We start from the raw sequence: 16638 nt of genomic DNA, 5'->3' as shown, positions 1-16638 counted from the left end.
AAATTATTAAGCTTGCTTAAAAAAAGATTTAACTTATTTATGTCTTGAAAAAAATATTAAATACTCACTTTACGCATAGAAGAGTTTAAAAAATTATTCTAAGAGTATTTTTTTTTGAAAAGGGGGAGAGAAAAATGAAACTAGATCTTTTTGATATTTATACCGACTCTCTTATCAGTCAGACTTAACAAGCCACAGCTACAGGACTATCCAATCTTCTAGATGGCCAAATTAGCCATGATAAAATCACCTGTTTTCTTAATCACAATCCAAGTGGATCAAAAGAACTATGGCAGTATGTTAAAAAGCAAGTGCACCATCTAAAGCAAGATAAAGGAGGTATATTGATTATTGATGAAACAATAGAAGAAAAGCCCTATACGGATGAAAACGAAATCGTCTGCTGGCATTTTTTTCCTACTCAAGGAAGATCAAGTAAAAGGGATTAATCTACTTTCTAGCCTTATTAGCTATAGAGATTATACTTTTCCTATCGGCTTTGAAGTGATTAAGAAAGACATGCATTTTTGCGATGTGAAAACAAAGAAAAAAGGCAGTCATCCATTGCTAAAAGCCCACATTTTAGAGCACTTCTGTAACAGGCAGTTATGTCTCTCAGTTAAATTTGAGAATGGGCTGGCAAATAATTAGTTTGGCGCTAAAGATAATAGGGAATTTATCTGCTATGAACTCAAAAAAGATGTTTATATTTGGCATAAAATCTAGTCGATTAACTGCTTTCTCTTAAAGTAAAGAAAAAAGGTCAAGAGCAGAATTTAAAAACGTTTAATTTCAAAGATGGGGATAAAAGGATAGTCTGGCATGAAAGAGTTAACTTTCCCTGTAGCTTTAATCGCCAAGATCTTCAAAAATGAAGACGGCTCTACAGGCATTCAACATAGGGTGACTAGCAACCTAGATCATGATTCTGACCATATCTATGAAATCTACCACCAAGGGTGGCGCATAGAAGAGTTTCACAAATCGATAAAGCAAAATGCTAGCCTTGAAAAGTCACCCACTAAAATTGCTCGCTCTCAAAGAGATCATATTTTTTCATCCCCCTCTCGCTTATTGCAACCCTGAATTTCTTAAAATTAAAACCCCCACTCAATCACTTTGTTTTAAAATACAACATCATCCTTAAAGTCAATCAGATGGCCTATTAAGAACTGCAAAATTTACAAAGAAATTCCATGCCTGCATAAGGTGAGTTACTTAAGGGAAAAAGAAAAAACACACCTTAAAGACTCAGCTTGTAGTCGATAAGAAAAGTAAAAAGTGATTTATAACTCCTATTATAATGGCAAAAAGCATGATTTTAGGCTATCCACAGAATCGCAAGTTAAAATCAATCCACAAACAAATGTGTTAAGAGATTTAGGTTAGCGAGGATTAAGAAAGCTGCATGCCCAAACCCAGAGGCCCAAGAAAAAATGAAAGAAGTAGCCTTTAACTAAAGAGAATAAAAAAATAAACCAAAGTTTATCAAGAGAAAGAGTTGCCAATGAAAATGCCATTGACCTCCTTAAGCGATTTAAAATCATACCCACTCTCTACAGAAATAGACTTAAAAAAATTTGTGCTCCGCTTCAACTTAATTACCGCGATCTATAACTGGGAATTAAAGAGATGAGTTTCAAAAGGGGGCTTCTATATAATTTTGCCCCTTTAATTCCATCCATGTTTTTTTTGAGGTTTCAATCTCCTTTTAGGCTTCCAAAATAAAATTGCTCAATAAAAGAAAAAGTAGTAAATTTTTGTAAAACCTACTGTAAATCCTTAATCATTAGAAATAAGCAATCTTAAAAGCAATAATCTACTTTAACACTTTTAGGGGGTCATATGATACCATCCATTTCTACCTCTAACACTCACCCAAATTTTCGGCTTGCTGTCTCAGAAAATATAGAAGACGCCGTCTCAGGAAAGCTAATGACTCGAGCAGTTACTTTGTTTCCTTGCGGTCATACCTTTAATGAAGAGACTGTCATCTCTTGTTTAGCGCGCAATAAGCTTTGCCCTCTTGATAGCCAACTTATTGAGAGACATACACCCAACCCTACTATCAGACTCCAAGCTCAAATTGCTGAAGCCGATTTTTTATCAGAATTTTTTAGAGAACGCTATATTGCCCTATTGGGCCATCTTTTAAATGCACCTTCTATTAAAGCAATTCCTTCCCTGGCTAGCTTATTAGAAAATCAATTTAAAACTTTAATGAGCCAATTCGGCGAACAGCTAACAAATGAAGAAAGATTAAATTATAATTGGACAAAGAATTTATTAGATAAAAATGAAAAAGTTAGACTATTTGCCTTCAAAAGACTGCAGCAGTCTTACCAAAGATCAACTTCTCCTAGCATGGTTTCTCCACCTTCCGTTTTCACTTCTTCGTGATCTGATACCTCAAAAAAGAGTGGATACTATCCTCCTCATCCATTCGTATCCTCAATTTCCGCAGCTTCGCTTTACAACATTATTCTTCAAGTTCATTTTCCTGAGGGAAATGGAGAGCTTATAGAACAAACTCGTATTATAGATAAGATTTATAAAATTGACTCCTATCTATTACATTCTACTGAAGAAAAAATACTCTATATCTTTCAAAAGCTTTTTACATTAGCCTCTTCTCTTTCTCTATTAGGCCTTGAAGAAAATATCATAGAGAACAAAGCCTCTAACCTTTCTAATTACTCCTCCTACCTACTAAATATTAGCTGCCTATTACTCTGGCATCATCTACCAGGAGGAAGAGAGCACTTAAGCCATCCCTATATCTATACCCTACCTTTAAAGAAAAAAGCAGAGCTATTAATTCCTTGGATGAAAGAGCACTGCGCCCAACTTAATCGCCTAAGTTTAAGTCATTTAAACTTTATATTTTTACCACCCGCGATCGGACAACTTTCTCAGCTGCAAAGACTTTACTTACATAATAACCAACTAACGTCTCTTCCTGAAACCATCGGGCAGCTTTCCCAGCTGCAACAACTTTACCTAGATAACAACCAGCTAACATCTCTTCCTGAAGCCACTGCCCAGCTTTCTCAACTCAAGAAACTGAACTTAAGCAATAACAGGTTAACTACTATTCCTCAGCTACTTACAGGCGTAGAGATTTTAATGCGTAGAAATCCATTACCTACTTTGCCTTGAAAAAGATAAATCATTAAGCTTGGATTAAAAAAGCCTCATCCATTTATTTTCGAAGAAAATTATAAAATACCCCCAAATTTTTTCTTAAAAATTATTTCTCTCATTTTCTCAAAAGAAATAAACCTAACCTTTATGCTGATAAACTTAGCATTTATCTAGGTTAGAGCCAGAGGCATGCATAGAGAGTCCATGCAAAAATGAAAAAGTAAAAGATCAAGAATTCGCTTATTTTTTACTCCCAACTTTAATATTCTCAAATCCTTAATTTTATAAGCCTTTTTTGTGAAAAGGAAAATTTTGCTTAAGCCTTGTCAAAATTACTTTCATAGGACAAAATGTAGATTCACATTTTTTTCAAACTTCAAGGAGTTTTTTTATGGCCTTCAAATATCAACTTCCCCCTCTACCCTATGATTTTGGCGATTTAGAACCCGTCATTAGTGCAGAAATCATGAACTTACATTACACTAAACACCATCAAACGTATGTCAACAATCTTAATAAGGCTCTTGAGCAGTATGAAGAAGCCCAAGGAAAAGCCGAGAAATCTAACGATCCTACCGATTTAATTGCTTTGCAATCTGCTATTAAATTTAATGGCGGGGGACATATTAATCATAGCATCTTTTGGACAAACCTAGCACCTAAGAGCCAAGGCGGCGGCACAGCACCAAATGATGATTTACAAAATGCCATTAAAAAAGATTTTGATTCATGGGAAAAATTCATTGAAGAATTTAGCGCCCGCACTGTGGCAATTCAAGGTTCTGGATGGGGATGGCTGGGCTATTGCAAGCAACACCATCGATTACAAATTACCACGTGTGAAAACCAAGATCCTTTATCTCCTAAAGGTTTGATTCCTCTACTTGGGATTGACGTCTGGGAACACGCCTATTATCTCCAGTATAAGAACGTAAGAGCTGAGTATGTGAAAAATATTTGGGAGATTGTTAATTGGAAAAATGTCGAGGAACGTTATAAACTGGCTAGTGCCGCTAAAACAACGTAATTTGAATTTTAAGCCAGAAAGAAATTTTTTCTTTCTGGCTCTCTTTTTCTTCCGCTATTTTCACTCAAAAAACTGCTTGTTTGCAAGATTTAGATTGAATTGCAAAGCTTTTTCCTCTATAGTTTCTTTTTCTACTTCATTATTAAGAGAGTTAAATAATGGGATTATTCTCAAGGAATAAACCTAAAATAAAAATTCAAACAACCAAAAAAGATGGATATAGTGGATGGCTAAAATGTACACATTGCCATGAGCTTATCCACGCTAATGAGTTGCAGCAAAACATGAATTGCTGTCCTAAATGTGAATACCATTACCGTCTAACCACCGAAGAGCGAATTAAAAATCTTAGCGACGAAAATTCTTTTCAAGAAATGTATAAGGATTTAGAGCCAGTAGATGCACTAAATTTTGTAGATACAGAAACTTATCCCAAGCGTTTAGCAAGTGCTCGAGAAAAATCAGGACATAACGAAGCAGCTATAGTAGGCACGTGTAGAATCAATGGCAACCCAGTAGCTTTAGGGATATTAGATTTTAACTTTATGGCAGGATCCATGGGCTCGGTAGTAGGTGAAAAACTGACCCTCTTAATGGAATATGCATTAGCCAGCAGAATGCCTCTCCTTATTGTCTCTACTTCTGGCGGGGCTCGCATGCAAGAATCTATTCTCTCCCTCATGCAAATGGCTAAAACATCGGCAGCGCTTGCCAAGCTTCACGAAGCTAAAATCCCTTATATTTCTGTTTTAACGAATCCCACTACAGGTGGAGTAACAGCTTCCTTTGCCTCTTTAGGAGATATCATTATGGCAGAACCTAACGCATTGATTTGCTTTGCCGGTCCGCGAGTAATTGAGCAGGTTATTGGGCAGCAGCTGCCGCCGGGCGCTCAAAAGTCGGAATTTCTTCTCCAGCATGGGATGATCGATTGCATCGTTAATCGACAAGAATTAAAGCATAAAATCTCCGAAGTTCTTTACTTTCTTACTAATAACGAAGAAAATAACCCTAAAGATGAACATCCTCTTCTTGCTTATCTTCCTTTAAACAATCTTACTAAAGCCGATAAACCTCGTAGGTAACCTTTATGAACCCTGCCCTTTCTGTTGAAGTTCTCGTTTTATCCCCCGACGTTAGTTGTTTACCTCAGTATGCTTCTTTGGGTGCTGCAGGTGCCGACGTGAGAGCCTATCTCAAAGAACCTCTGGTTCTTGCTGCCGGAGAGTCTTGTTTAATTCCTACTGGACTCAGGATGGCTATTCCGCAAGGATATGAGATCCAAGTAAGACCTCGCAGTGGCTTAGCTTTAAAAAATCAAGTGACTGTTCTTAATACTCCTGGTACAATTGATGCCGATTACAGAGGTGAAATAGGAATTATTCTTATTAATCATGGCAAGCAAGATTTTATAGTGACTCCTGGCATGCGTATCGCCCAATTTGTGCTGGCACCTGTAACTGTAGGAAACTTTATTTTATCCGAAAAGCTTACAGACACTGCTCGCGGTGATGGTGGCTTCGGCCATACAGGAATCCATTAATTAGGGCTAAACTGCTCTTACCTGCCAAAGATATAAGCTATGAATATAGAAAAATGCTTACGTAAATGTAGAGCTCTTTTCATGCAATAACCGCCTTTAGGGTAAATAATAATGATCAAAATCTCAAAGTATTTGGACTCTCGAAATATTCTTTTTATGTCAGCGGAAGATCGCGATGAAGCCCTCCATACTATGGTAGAAAATCTTCATCAAAATCGTTTTTTACATGACAAAGAAGCTTTTTACCAAGCTATCCTTGAAAGAGAAAAAGTTGTTTCCACAGGCATTGGCATGGGAGTTGCTATTCCCCATGCAAAGCTAAAAGGATATGAAAGCTTTTTTATTGCTATTGGCATTTTGCAAAAAGGAGTGGATTGGAATTCTTTAGATGGCAGTCCGGTACGCATCATTATAATGATTGGCGGCCCTGATGATAAACAAACCGAGTATCTTCAAATCCTTTCTGCATTAACAACTGCCGTTAAAGATGAAAATAGAAGAAAAAAAATGTTAACATTGAATTCGGCAGAAGCTATTATGACTTTGTTTAAAGGATTTTAAATGCGGAGGTGAGGGTGGACTTAAAAATCAAAGATGTGGCCGATTTATTAAATGTTTCTGAAAAAACCATTCGTCGTTGGTTAACCGAAGGAAAAATACCTTCTTACCAGATTAACCAACAGCATCTCTTTAATCGCAATGAAATTGAAGATTGGGTGTTAAGTCAAAAAATCCCTGAAGCTTCCTTTGACCATCCTACTGCTATTCCTGATCCTTCTCCTATCAAAGGTGGTATTAAGCAATTTAGCCTTTATCGCGCTTTACATAAAGGTGATGTGTTAATCGATATTATGGGTGACACTAAAGAAGAAGTTATTCGCCAGACAATGCAAAGAATGGCCAAAAGCTTGAATTTAGACGCAGAAGGCATCTCTCACCTTCTTCTAGATCGTGAAAAGCTTCAGCCTACAGCTTTAAATAATGGGATAGGCATCCCCCATACTCGTGATTTTCTTCTTAACGCCCATTATGATGTAGTCGTCGTAGCCTATTCCAAAAATCCTATCGATTATGGTGCCCTAGATGGCAAGCCCGTTCACACTCTCTTCTTTCTTTTTGCCTGTGATGATAAGCGTCACTTACACTTACTTGCCAAAATTGCTCATTTAGTTAACCACCCTAATACATTAGAATTCTTGCAGAGTAAGCCTCCTAAAGAGGAATTTTTGAATTACATTAAAAATTTTGAATCGTCTATTAAATAAAAAGCGTGGCAAAAAAGATTGCAACAGGCGACGCTAGCCTTTCGTTTTTTTTCTCTTATTGTTAAAGCTGCGACAAGATTAGCTTTTAATTGGATAAATCTTCCAAGGCTTGCAATACAGCCTTTGTGTAACCTTTATAGTTATACATAAGGTCGTCGACGGTAATCTCATAGGGAAAATCTGGTGTGACGCCCAGATTTTCAATCGGTCGATCGCCTGCGCGATAGACTATAGATCCGGTGTAAGAAAAGCTAGCAATGCCAAAAAGGTTAGGATATTCGTGCTCTAAAACAAATCCTCCGGCGCCTGCTGTCGGTGAGCCAAAAACCTTTGCACGCTGGTTATCTTGTAAAATGGCTGGAAAAAGATCAGCGCATGAAAAATCTAAAGAATTCACTAAAATTAGGATAGGCTTATTGTAGTGAGTATGCGGATTAGGTGGAACAGAAGTAATTCCACAATAGTGGAGAGGTTGAGTAAAGGTTCGTCCTGCGTTCCATTCATCAAGAATGGTCTGAAAAAAAGCGGTAACCCCCTCAGTATTTTCAGGAGAAATTAAAAAGCTCGGACCATTATCGATTAAATCGTTAAGTATATTGTGAGGATTGTTTACAATCATCAGCGCTTTAGCGACATCTTGCTGAGTGATCGTAATCCGTTCCAGAGGCAAATCAAGAGAATATTCACTGAGCAGAGAGAGTAAAAAGAGCAGGTGAGCTGATGATCCTCCCGGATTGTTAAGTTGATCGATAACCAATGCATCTGTCTCGTTTTGAAAGTGCTGGATGATTGTCTCTAACTCCTTATATTCATTTTCGTCAGCAGTATAGATAGGGATACGTAGGTAGCCGATCTTTTTATTACTAGCTGTTTGAAAAATATAAGAATAGTAATGTAAAGAAGTAGCTCTCCATAGCACCTCCCCTAATTCGGGGACGAAACTTTGATATTGCCCCAGTGCTATATAATCGCATTCGCTATTATCTTCTTCCAAACCCCAATTTTCTTTTTTAAATTTATTAATAGATTTTTTGGCTATTTCCATTTGCCTATGTAAGGGAGTAATTCTCTCTTTATCAAAGAGATCAAGACCTTTTTTCCTAGCATGCACCCTTCCGAAGCTTGTAGGATAAAAGTTAGCTGGAGAAAAATGATTTGTAATGCGTTCAGGCACGTATAGCCATTCAGGTGTATAAGTATCTATTCGGCCCGAACGATGATGCCTAACAGTAATAGGCACGCCTCCCTGCTCCACTTCATAGCCCATGCTAGCTAAGCGCAATGTTAGATATTGCTCAGCCAAACGCTGATCGGTTGCGTTTAAAGCTTTTCCAAAAGATTTCAAGCTAAATTTTTTAAGGTATTCATCGATCGGCATATTTCCAAATGCTAATACTTCGTCACCTATTTGCATATTCGCAAGCATGTCCGCAAGGCTTGGATCTATTTTTGCATAACTTTGAGAATTTTTTGGTAACCAAGCAACAAAATATCTTCCCTCTGCTCCTTCTAGCCGGAAGGGCAAAAAGGACATTTCTGTTGCATAAAAGTCTATTTTTACATGGTAATCTTGCATGGAATTAAAAAAATTCAGCAAGATCTTTTGATAATCCCGGGTGGATAAGCTACTTCTTCTCAGTACTTCATTCTTAGCTGCTTGTGCTTCTGCCTCTAAATCCCAGCCTATATAATTTTTTTTCCATTCAGCAGGTGCATATTTTGAGGCTAATATACTTTTTATAAGATCAATATTTCCTAGCATTTTAGCGCGATAAATTTCAGACGATACAGCAGTAGATCCTAGATAGGGAAGTAAAAAGCTATATAAAACCGCAAGGAAGATTCTGTTAATCATTAGTCCCACTATCTAGATTTAAAAATTATCTATTCTAAAAGATAATTAGCATTTGGTAAAAGTTCATTCATATTGAGATACAATTCCATTAACAAAATCGATAAAGTTGCCATGGTCTTTTGTATAATCCTCCCTAGTCCAGCGGTAAGCCACATCGGGCTTAACCCCTCCATTTTCTAAAGGCTGTTCATTGTAGCGACAAGCAAGCGATCTTGTAAAAACTAAATCAGCTACTCCAAAACGATTAGAATAGTTTCTACGTAAGGCAGAACCTCCCGCTCCAGCCGTTTGCCCACCTAAAATTATTGCCCGCTTATTGTCTTGTAATAAAGCTGGTAGAAGCTCTGCGCAAGAAATACTCAAAGGGTTAGTTAAAACGAACAAAGGCTTGGTGTATTGCGTAGTTGGATGAGGATAAATAGTTTCTACTCCATCCAGAGGATATAAATCGGTAAAAAATTTATCCTGTTTGAACTGATCTTGAATATATCTGGCATATTTAAAAAGGTAGCAAGCTAAGCGCTTATCGACAGCATAGCCATTAATATCGGGCCCTAAAACCTGGGCAGCCTCCTGGTCGGTAACGATATTTTTTAAAGAAGAAGCGGTCTGCACAGCAAGATATACATCTTCTTGTGTAATAGACAAGAATTGTTTTAAATTGGTCAGCGGCTTAGAGGTTAACATAGAGGCTAGGGCATACATGTAAAAAGAAAAGCCACCAGGATTGTTCATGACATCTACGATTAGGGCGTCTGCGCAGCTTTCCATCTTAGCAATAATTTGCTGGAACTGCTCTACTCTGTATTCATTCCCTAGAAAATCAGGAATACGTACGTATCCAATGTTTTTACTCCCGTTCAAAGAGTAAATATACGCCTCAAAATCGGGCAAATCTGCCCTCCATAATACAGGCCCCAAAGCAGGAAAAAGATTTGCCTTAGCACCTAATAACTTGGCTTTATCAGCTAGACAAGAAGAATGATTGACCAAACTAGCATAAAAAAGCAGAATGCGCTCTTGATAAAAAAAACAATGTTTATTCCCCTCCTCTCTTTCTAAATTGAGAGGCATGCTCAAAGAATAATTATTTATGATCTCTTCAGGAGCATACTCCCAGTTTACTACAAAAGAGTGAGCTTGTTGGCTATTAGGCTTTCTAAAAACTATTTCTATAGGGCCTTGAGGAACATCTTGCAATCTAAAAGCTTCACGTAAGGTAAGCTGCCATTCGCTAAGATGTTGATAAGTTTCATTGTAATTAGCTCCAAAGGCTGATAACCTAATCTCTTCCACTACTTCCCTGACTGGACTTCCGCCAAAAGATAAGATCTCATCTCCCACCTGTAAGCTTACTTTCGCCTCTTTAGCCCACAAATTATCTACCCATACAACAAAATAATGCTCCTGTACACCTTGCACACAAAATGGCAGAAAGGCATATTCTGTAGCATAAAAGCGAACATATGTATGTAAATCTTGTACGGAATTAAATAAATCGCGAATAATTTGATGATATTGCTTGGTAGATAAGGAGGGGGAAGAGAGGATTTTTTCTTTGGCTTTTGCTACTTCATGATCTAAATTCCAGTGTAGATATTTCTTTTTCCATTCAAAAGGGGCATAATTGATTTCAAACTCATGCTTAATGATTTCCAAATCAGCAATCATTTGTGACTGCCGCAGGCAACAATCTTGCGCCTCTATTAAACAAATAGATGCGATTAAAAAAGCTAAAACATAGATAATCTTAACCATCTAAACCCTCTCTACTATGCATAAAATACTATAGGCTTCCCTCCATTTGCTGGTAAACAATAAAAAACTTTATGCAAGGGAATCCAATACATATTTTAAAAGCGAAGAGAGTTCTTAAGGTTTGCTTGCTAGCAAACCTTAAGGTTTAGATAAACTTTTAAACAGTAGGAGTAGTTAAAACCTTTTTATCTATTATTTTTCTGTTTAAATTAATGAGTTCTTCTTCATGAATAATTAAATGATCTTCATCCGCTGTAACCGTACAACGGCAACCTTTTTCAGGATGCATTAGCAGTTTTTCGGCTAAAGGATCTTCTAAATACTGCTCGATGGTGCGTCTTAAAGGCCGAGCCCCCATTTCCGGCTGAAAGCCTTTCTCAACCAAGAAATTTTTAGCTTTTTCATCCAGAGTAATGTAAACTTCGCGTTTTTGTAAGCGATTTTGCATTTTTTTGATTTCAATCTCAATAACCTGCATTAAAGCTTCACGATTAAGCGGACGGAAAATAATCATGTCATTTAACCGATTAAGAAATTCCGGCTTAAATTGTTTTTTAACAGCCCCTTCAATCTTATCCTTAATGCGCTCGTAATCTAAAGACCCTTCCTCTGCACCAAAGCCTACTTCTGTAGTTTTTCTAATCAGATCAGCACCCAAGTTAGAGGTCAGGATGATAATGGTATTACGAAAATCTATTTTACGGCCAAATGAGTCAGTTAAACGCCCTTCTTCTAGGATTTGTAATAATAAATCCATTACATCGGGATGAGCCTTTTCAATCTCATCAAAGAGTACAACCGAGTAAGGACGCTGGCGAACTTGTTCTGTCAGCTGCCCGCCTTCTTCATGGCCTACATAACCTGGTGGGGAGCCTGTCATGCGGCTGACAGCAAATTTCTCCATATACTCTGACATGTCAACTTGAATAAGTGCATCTTCGCCCCCAAACATGTTGATAGCAAGTAAGCGAGCTAGAAGAGTTTTTCCTACTCCTGTAGGCCCTAAAAAGAGAAAAGCTCCTATGGGGCGATTAGGATCTTTAATATCTGCGCGACTACGACGTACCGCTCTGCAAACAGTTTTAAGAGCTTCATCTTGGCCAATGATGCTACCTCTAAGAAGCTCTTCCATTTTAAGAACTTTTTGAGTTTCTCCTTCAGTTAGACGACTGATAGGAATTCCAGTTTGCTTTGACACCACTTGAGCGACATCTTCGTCTTCAACAATTACCTCATGCTCTTCTTTATTCACTTCCCATTGATTACGCAGCTGCTGAAGCTGTTCCCTCAAGGTTTTCTCCTTGTCGCGTAATTTTGCAGCTTTTTCATATTCTTGCTTAGCAATCGCTTCTTCTTTAGCTAGCCGTGTTTCTTCAATTTCTGCTTCAAATTTACTTATATCTTGTGGCTGATTCATCATTGAAATACGCATTTTAGCTCCCGCTTCATCTAATAAATCAATCGCCTTATCTGGCAAAAACCTTCCATGCAGGTAACGATCTGAAAGAACAGCAGCGGCAGTCAACGCGTGCGGGGTATAAATACATTTATGGTGATCTTCATATTTACTTTTTAAGCCACTTAAGATTTCAATTGTATCCTCTACTGAAGGAGGCGCCACTACAATTTTTTGAAAACGACGCTCTAAGGCGGCATCTTTTTCAATATGCTTACGATATTCATCGATAGTAGTCGCCCCTATGCACTGAATTTCTCCGCGAGAAAGAGCAGGCTTTAAGATATTAGAAGCATCAATCGCTCCTTCAGCTGCTCCTGCGCCTACAATCGTATGGAGTTCATCAATAAATAAAAGCACATTCCCATTCTTTTTAATTTCATCCATGACCGCTTTGATACGCTCTTCAAATTGTCCTCGATATTTTGTGCCAGCAATCATCAAGGCTAGATCAAGAGAAATTAAACGTTTTTTTCTCAGATTATCAGGAACTTCGCCTTTAACAATGGCTTGGGCAAGTCCTTCTACGATAGCAGTCTTCCCTACACCAGCTTCCCCCACCAGCACAGGGTTATTCTTGCGACGACGACAAAGGATCAAAATCAGTCTTTCAACTTCGTGCTTACGACCAATCACAGGATCCATCTTATTTTCCCGACACATTTCCGTGAGGTCATGACCATAAGCTTTAAGAGCGGGCATCTTTTCTAGACCTCCACCCATGCTTGCATTGCCTTTGTCATAAGGCTTACCCGAAGATCCCACCTGACCACTCATCTCCCCAGAACGGGAAGAAGGAGATCCTGCTCCAATAGGAGGCAACTGTAGATTGAAAGTTTCTAATTCTTTTAATACTTCTTTACGAACTTCCTTAAGATTTACATTTAAATTTTCTAATACTTGCGCCGCTACGCCATCCGTTTGGCGCAATAACCCCAATAGTAAATGCTCAGTTCCTACATAATTATGGTTAAGATTTGCAGCTTCTTCATTAGCATGTTCAAATACTTTTTTAACTTTTCCCGTTAAAGCAGGGTCCCCATACACTTGAATTTCAGGTCCGTACCCCACGAGTTTTTCCACTTCATTCCGCACTGTCTCAAAATCAATATTAAGGTTACGCAATACATTGACTGCCACTCCTTGACCTAATTTGAGCAGCCCTAGTAAAACGTGTTCAGTGCCCAAATAATTATGATTTAAGCGTTGTGCTTCTTTTTTAGCGAGCTTAATGACTTGCTTTGCACGATTTGTAAATTTGTCAAACATAACAATCTCGTAGTTAAATGGCGTATATTTTAACTGTAGCCTCAGGCTCGATTTTTTGCAACCTAGGTTACGTGTTCTGAAAAAAGAGAAAAGGCTAAAGAGTTAACTGCCTATCCTAATTTTATATTGCTTAAGCATAAGTAAATTTAACTTTATTTTAAGAAAATATAAACTATTTTTAATCTTTTAATTTTTCCTTAAATTACTTGGATCCCCCTATACTTAATCAAGCTATCTCAAATGTTCACCTAAAAGTAAAGCTTTGAAAGGCTTTTTAATGACTTTAAAGCTTTTTCCCCTATTTCTACAAACAGCCTATAGAGTAAACCATGTTTTTCTCTAAAAGCTCCTAAGTATATAGGCTAAGTAGATAGGCTAAATCGATTTTTAGGGATCTTACCCATAAGAATAACATTTGATATAAAAAACTTAAAGCTACCTTTTACTTAAGCAGGAAATTCTAAAAATGAAAGACTTAAAATTCTATTATAAGGCGATAAGAGCTTTTAGAGCACTATTAATGAGATTTTCAGCATTTTTTAAATAGGCGTCGAAAAAGCGAATGGTAAAACTCTCCTTAGGAAATAGTTAGTAATCGGCCAAAGAGTATATCGCACTTTAAATACGATTCTGCAGGTATCTACAAAGCCAAAAATGCTTGCAAATAGCTTTTTTTCCTATTGACTGCACTTTCTGATTTACATGGGCTCCTTATCCTCAAAAAATTAAGCAGTTCTGCACCCGTGAACGCTTATAAATAATTGATTAATTGGGAAAATTTAAAAAAAAATTTTCTACAAGAAAGAATTTAACCACAGTATTACGAGAGAAAATAGCTAAGAATTATAAAAATTATAAACTTCTTAAAAACACTCTTCTTTTCTTTTTTCTTTTCAAGGTTTTTTAGTATAAAAATAGTTAATTAAATTTATTTGAAATTAAGGGGTTATAAAACCCATCATTAGGTTGCAGATTTTTTTTCTTTTTTGGTTTCTAGCTTTTTTGATTTTCTTTTCTTGAAATTATGCTCTTAATAATTTTCTCAAAATTTAATTTTTTAAGTCTGCCCGATGGATCTTGTGCCTCCAATCGTGACCAATCGATAGGAGCTGCATTTTCCATCCATTGGTGCAAATTTTTTTGAAAGGTTTTAAACCATTTAGAATGCTGCTGAGACAACAGGGCAAGCTCAGCAACAGCCTTATCGGAAAATTCTCCTAATTGCGTAGCGGCATACCAGATACCATAAAGATCTTTGTAAGCTTTTGAGGGGGCATTACGCTTTGGAAATGTAAGCCCTTTATGAAACATCCATGCTCCCGGAGAAACAACTAAACCTCTCTCCCCCGAATAGGTTACAAAGCTTAAAGTCATTTGTAAACTTAACGACAAATAGCTCAATGGCTGTGCAACGACTCCAGCTATTAGGACGTTTTTGTTTTTATCTCCGCGAGTTACTGAATCCGTAAGAAACTCGATTTCCACTTCAAAGCCGTTAATTTCTTTAACATAGGCTTCTGTAGCTGGGTTACCATAATCTTTAAAAATGGGGATAAATCCGGATTCTTTTAAACAGTAGGCAATATTTTTGTTCATAAAGCTAGGAACTTTTCGTGGGATTAGAGAATCAAGATCATGGGTACCTACAGGTGCTATTCCTACTTCTTGATTCGCCAGGTAAAGTTTGTAAATAATTAGGGCATAACCTCCTCCAAGCACGATATAATTATCCCAGGGACCAATCGATCTTAGAAAGTCAGAAACAATGCAATCTTCTCGCTTAAGTTCTCTAGACATTTTTATCGGTTCTTTTTATAGAACGGCTTTAGTTCATTTAAGCGTGCTGACATAAATTCTGCTTGCTCGTGGCCCCTTAAAGGAAAATGATACAGGTCCAAAAAAGTCAGCAAACAGGGGGCCACACGAACTTTTGTAGTAATTTGATCTTTTAAACCATGGCTAAGAAGGCTTTTATAATAAGGGGTAATCAATAAGATTTCATAGCCTCTTTCTTGAGGTTCTAGCTGTAGAGAGGACTCAAGTTGAGGTCGCATGCTGGGGTTTATCAAATAAAGTTCTAAAGTTTGTAGATTTGTATTCTTAGTCCCATAAGCTTCAGCGGCTGCATGAAGAGCTAGGGCAACAGTATGCTTTAGATCAGAACTTTCTAAGGCCTTAAGAACCTCTGTTTTATCTTCACATCCTGTTCTGTAAGTCCACATTTTGCATTTCTTCGTGATGTTGTAGTGATCGAGCCAGCTTTTCAATAAGAGCTCTGGCTTTTTAATGGAAAACCTTTTTGCTGTCCTAACGCCCATCGTCTGAAGAAACCCTTTCATGACTAAAACTTCAAACACTCTTTGAACCAGCCCAATGCTAATATCTCTACTTCTACTCACCTCTCTAATCGTAAACTGTTCTTTATATATACCAATACGCAAGAGCCAATCTAAGACCACGGCCGATTTATTGGCATAAATATTTCCTTCTTCACAAGAATAGTGAGTATTAATTAAAAATTGGCCCTTCATATCATCGCCCTCTTTACTGTTCACTATTATAATTTGTTCAATATTTATTGAACAATACAGAAAGCTTGGAAGCTTGCAATCCTCTTAAAGTTACCCCTATGCAACCATTAAAATTTATTTCTGCAGAAAAGAAATTGCGAGGGCACAATAATTCTCTGTAAAATCGGAATTTTTTTCTTCTAACCTATTTTTATAGTGTTTTGCTCCTTTTAAATTTTTCGCCTTAATTTTAATGAGTTCCCTTTTATGATGCAGGGGAAACGATTAAAATTGATGCTCACAGCCCCTTAGGCCAAGAAACATCATTTATCTTTCTAATTTTTGTTATCCCCCTCTTCAAGTATGCTTTATTATTCCTCTAGACTTCATTGATTTTCTGAAGGACTGCTATTACCAAACTTTTGGATGATCCTTCATGTGAAAATTCTCTTACTACTCTTATGCGTCTCTTAATCTCCTGATTCTCTCTCTGCTTTATAGGAGAGGTTTGTATTTTTGCAGGATGACCGCAAATAATAAGTTCTTAGCAAAACTAAGAAGCACTTGATCAAAACGGACAAATATTTAAGGCCTTAAAAGTGAATTTACCAAAAGTTTTTACCACAGGTCTTTAGCCACTAGGAAAAAGTGCCGGTAGTAATCATAAATTATTAAAAATTAAAGACTTGCTTGTAACTGATTGCCTTTGAAAGAAGGAAGCTTTCATTAGAAAATAAGAAATTTGATGGGACCCTAAATTAGATTGAATGCATCAGATACTTGGCTGCGTAAAACTTTAATATAGTGGTTT

General features: G+C 37.2%; 13 protein-coding genes. 8 read left to right on the top strand and 5 right to left on the bottom strand.

The genetic code is table 11. The features are described from left to right. Positions 1-822 precede the first annotated feature (822 nt). The 8 genes from DB41_RS00405 (at position 823) to DB41_RS00370 (ending at position 6979) form a co-directional block, all read left to right on the top strand. A complete protein-coding gene (locus tag DB41_RS00405) occupies positions 823-1086 on the top strand; it encodes a hypothetical protein (protein WP_039383173.1) in 264 nt (87 codons plus the stop codon). Positions 1087-1845: 759 nt separating this feature from the next. Beyond that, the gene (locus tag DB41_RS00400) at positions 1846-2400 is read left to right on the top strand and encodes a hypothetical protein (protein WP_039383171.1); all 555 of its coding nucleotides are present in this window, start codon (positions 1846-1848) and stop codon (positions 2398-2400) included. Between the two features lie 426 nt (positions 2401-2826). After that, on the top strand, positions 2827-3159 hold the full coding sequence (locus DB41_RS10435; protein WP_052243742.1) for a leucine-rich repeat domain-containing protein: 333 nt from the start codon (positions 2827-2829) through the stop codon (positions 3157-3159). A gap of 376 nt (positions 3160-3535) precedes the next feature. Continuing rightward, positions 3536-4171: a superoxide dismutase gene (locus tag DB41_RS00390; RefSeq protein WP_039383169.1), complete on the top strand. Its 636-nt coding sequence runs from the start codon at positions 3536-3538 to the stop codon at positions 4169-4171. Positions 4172-4329: 158 nt separating this feature from the next. Next, positions 4330-5256 (top strand): acetyl-CoA carboxylase, carboxyltransferase subunit beta, encoded by a 927-nt coding sequence (gene accD / locus DB41_RS00385; RefSeq protein WP_080502327.1) that lies wholly within the window; start codon positions 4330-4332, stop codon positions 5254-5256. A 5-nt stretch (positions 5257-5261) separates the two neighbouring features. Beyond that, entirely contained in the window at positions 5262-5714 is a 453-nt protein-coding gene (dut, locus tag DB41_RS00380) for a dUTP diphosphatase (RefSeq protein ID WP_039383167.1), read from the top strand. Between the two features lie 111 nt (positions 5715-5825). Then, positions 5826-6275, top strand: a complete 450-nt coding sequence (locus DB41_RS00375; RefSeq protein ID WP_039383165.1) for a PTS sugar transporter subunit IIA — start codon at positions 5826-5828, stop codon at positions 6273-6275. A 14-nt stretch (positions 6276-6289) separates the two neighbouring features. Continuing rightward, positions 6290-6979, top strand: coding sequence for a PTS sugar transporter subunit IIA (locus tag DB41_RS00370; RefSeq protein WP_039383163.1), 690 nt, complete (start codon positions 6290-6292; stop codon positions 6977-6979). 85 nt (positions 6980-7064) lie between these two features. On the opposite strand, the gene DB41_RS00365 is transcribed toward DB41_RS00370, so the two are convergent. The 5 genes from DB41_RS00365 to DB41_RS00345 form a co-directional block, all read right to left on the bottom strand. Beyond that, on the bottom strand, positions 7065-8834 hold the full coding sequence (locus tag DB41_RS00365; protein WP_039383161.1) for a protease-like activity factor CPAF: 1770 nt from the start codon (positions 8832-8834) through the stop codon (positions 7065-7067). Positions 8835-8897: 63 nt separating this feature from the next. Further along, positions 8898-10592: a protease-like activity factor CPAF gene (locus tag DB41_RS00360; protein ID WP_039383159.1), complete on the bottom strand. Its 1695-nt coding sequence runs from the start codon at positions 10590-10592 to the stop codon at positions 8898-8900. A gap of 157 nt (positions 10593-10749) precedes the next feature. Continuing rightward, complete coding sequence (locus DB41_RS00355; RefSeq protein WP_052243741.1) at positions 10750-13317, bottom strand: ATP-dependent Clp protease ATP-binding subunit; 2568 nt, start codon at positions 13315-13317, stop codon at positions 10750-10752. Positions 13318-14310: 993 nt separating this feature from the next. After that, positions 14311-15114, bottom strand: coding sequence for a GSU2403 family nucleotidyltransferase fold protein (locus tag DB41_RS00350; protein WP_039383157.1), 804 nt, complete (start codon positions 15112-15114; stop codon positions 14311-14313). A 2-nt stretch (positions 15115-15116) separates the two neighbouring features. Beyond that, a complete protein-coding gene (locus DB41_RS00345; RefSeq protein ID WP_039383155.1) occupies positions 15117-15848 on the bottom strand; it encodes a type IV toxin-antitoxin system AbiEi family antitoxin in 732 nt (243 codons plus the stop codon). Positions 15849-16638 lie beyond the last annotated feature (790 nt).

It is taken from the genome of Neochlamydia sp. TUME1, from assembly GCF_000813645.1.
GTDB lineage: Bacteria > Chlamydiota > Chlamydiia > Chlamydiales > Parachlamydiaceae > Neochlamydia.
This window is presented reverse-complemented; position numbering and strand designations above follow the sequence as displayed.

Coding starts and splice junctions, on each gene's coding strand:
- DB41_RS00405 (WP_039383173.1), top strand. CDS start 823: ATGAAAGAGTTAACTTTCCCTGTAGCTTTAATCGCCAAGATCTTCAAA.
- DB41_RS00400 (WP_039383171.1), top strand. CDS start 1,846: ATGATACCATCCATTTCTACCTCTAACACTCACCCAAATTTTCGGCTT.
- DB41_RS10435 (WP_052243742.1), top strand. CDS start 2,827: ATGAAAGAGCACTGCGCCCAACTTAATCGCCTAAGTTTAAGTCATTTA.
- DB41_RS00390 (WP_039383169.1), top strand. CDS start 3,536: ATGGCCTTCAAATATCAACTTCCCCCTCTACCCTATGATTTTGGCGAT.
- accD (WP_080502327.1), top strand. CDS start 4,330: ATGGGATTATTCTCAAGGAATAAACCTAAAATAAAAATTCAAACAACC.
- dut (WP_039383167.1), top strand. CDS start 5,262: ATGAACCCTGCCCTTTCTGTTGAAGTTCTCGTTTTATCCCCCGACGTT.
- DB41_RS00375 (WP_039383165.1), top strand. CDS start 5,826: ATGATCAAAATCTCAAAGTATTTGGACTCTCGAAATATTCTTTTTATG.
- DB41_RS00365 (WP_039383161.1), bottom strand. CDS start 8,834: ATGATTAACAGAATCTTCCTTGCGGTTTTATATAGCTTTTTACTTCCC.
- DB41_RS00360 (WP_039383159.1), bottom strand. CDS start 10,592: ATGGTTAAGATTATCTATGTTTTAGCTTTTTTAATCGCATCTATTTGT.
- DB41_RS00355 (WP_052243741.1), bottom strand. CDS start 13,317: ATGTTTGACAAATTTACAAATCGTGCAAAGCAAGTCATTAAGCTCGCT.
- DB41_RS00350 (WP_039383157.1), bottom strand. CDS start 15,114: ATGTCTAGAGAACTTAAGCGAGAAGATTGCATTGTTTCTGACTTTCTA.
- DB41_RS00345 (WP_039383155.1), bottom strand. CDS start 15,848: ATGAAGGGCCAATTTTTAATTAATACTCACTATTCTTGTGAAGAAGGA.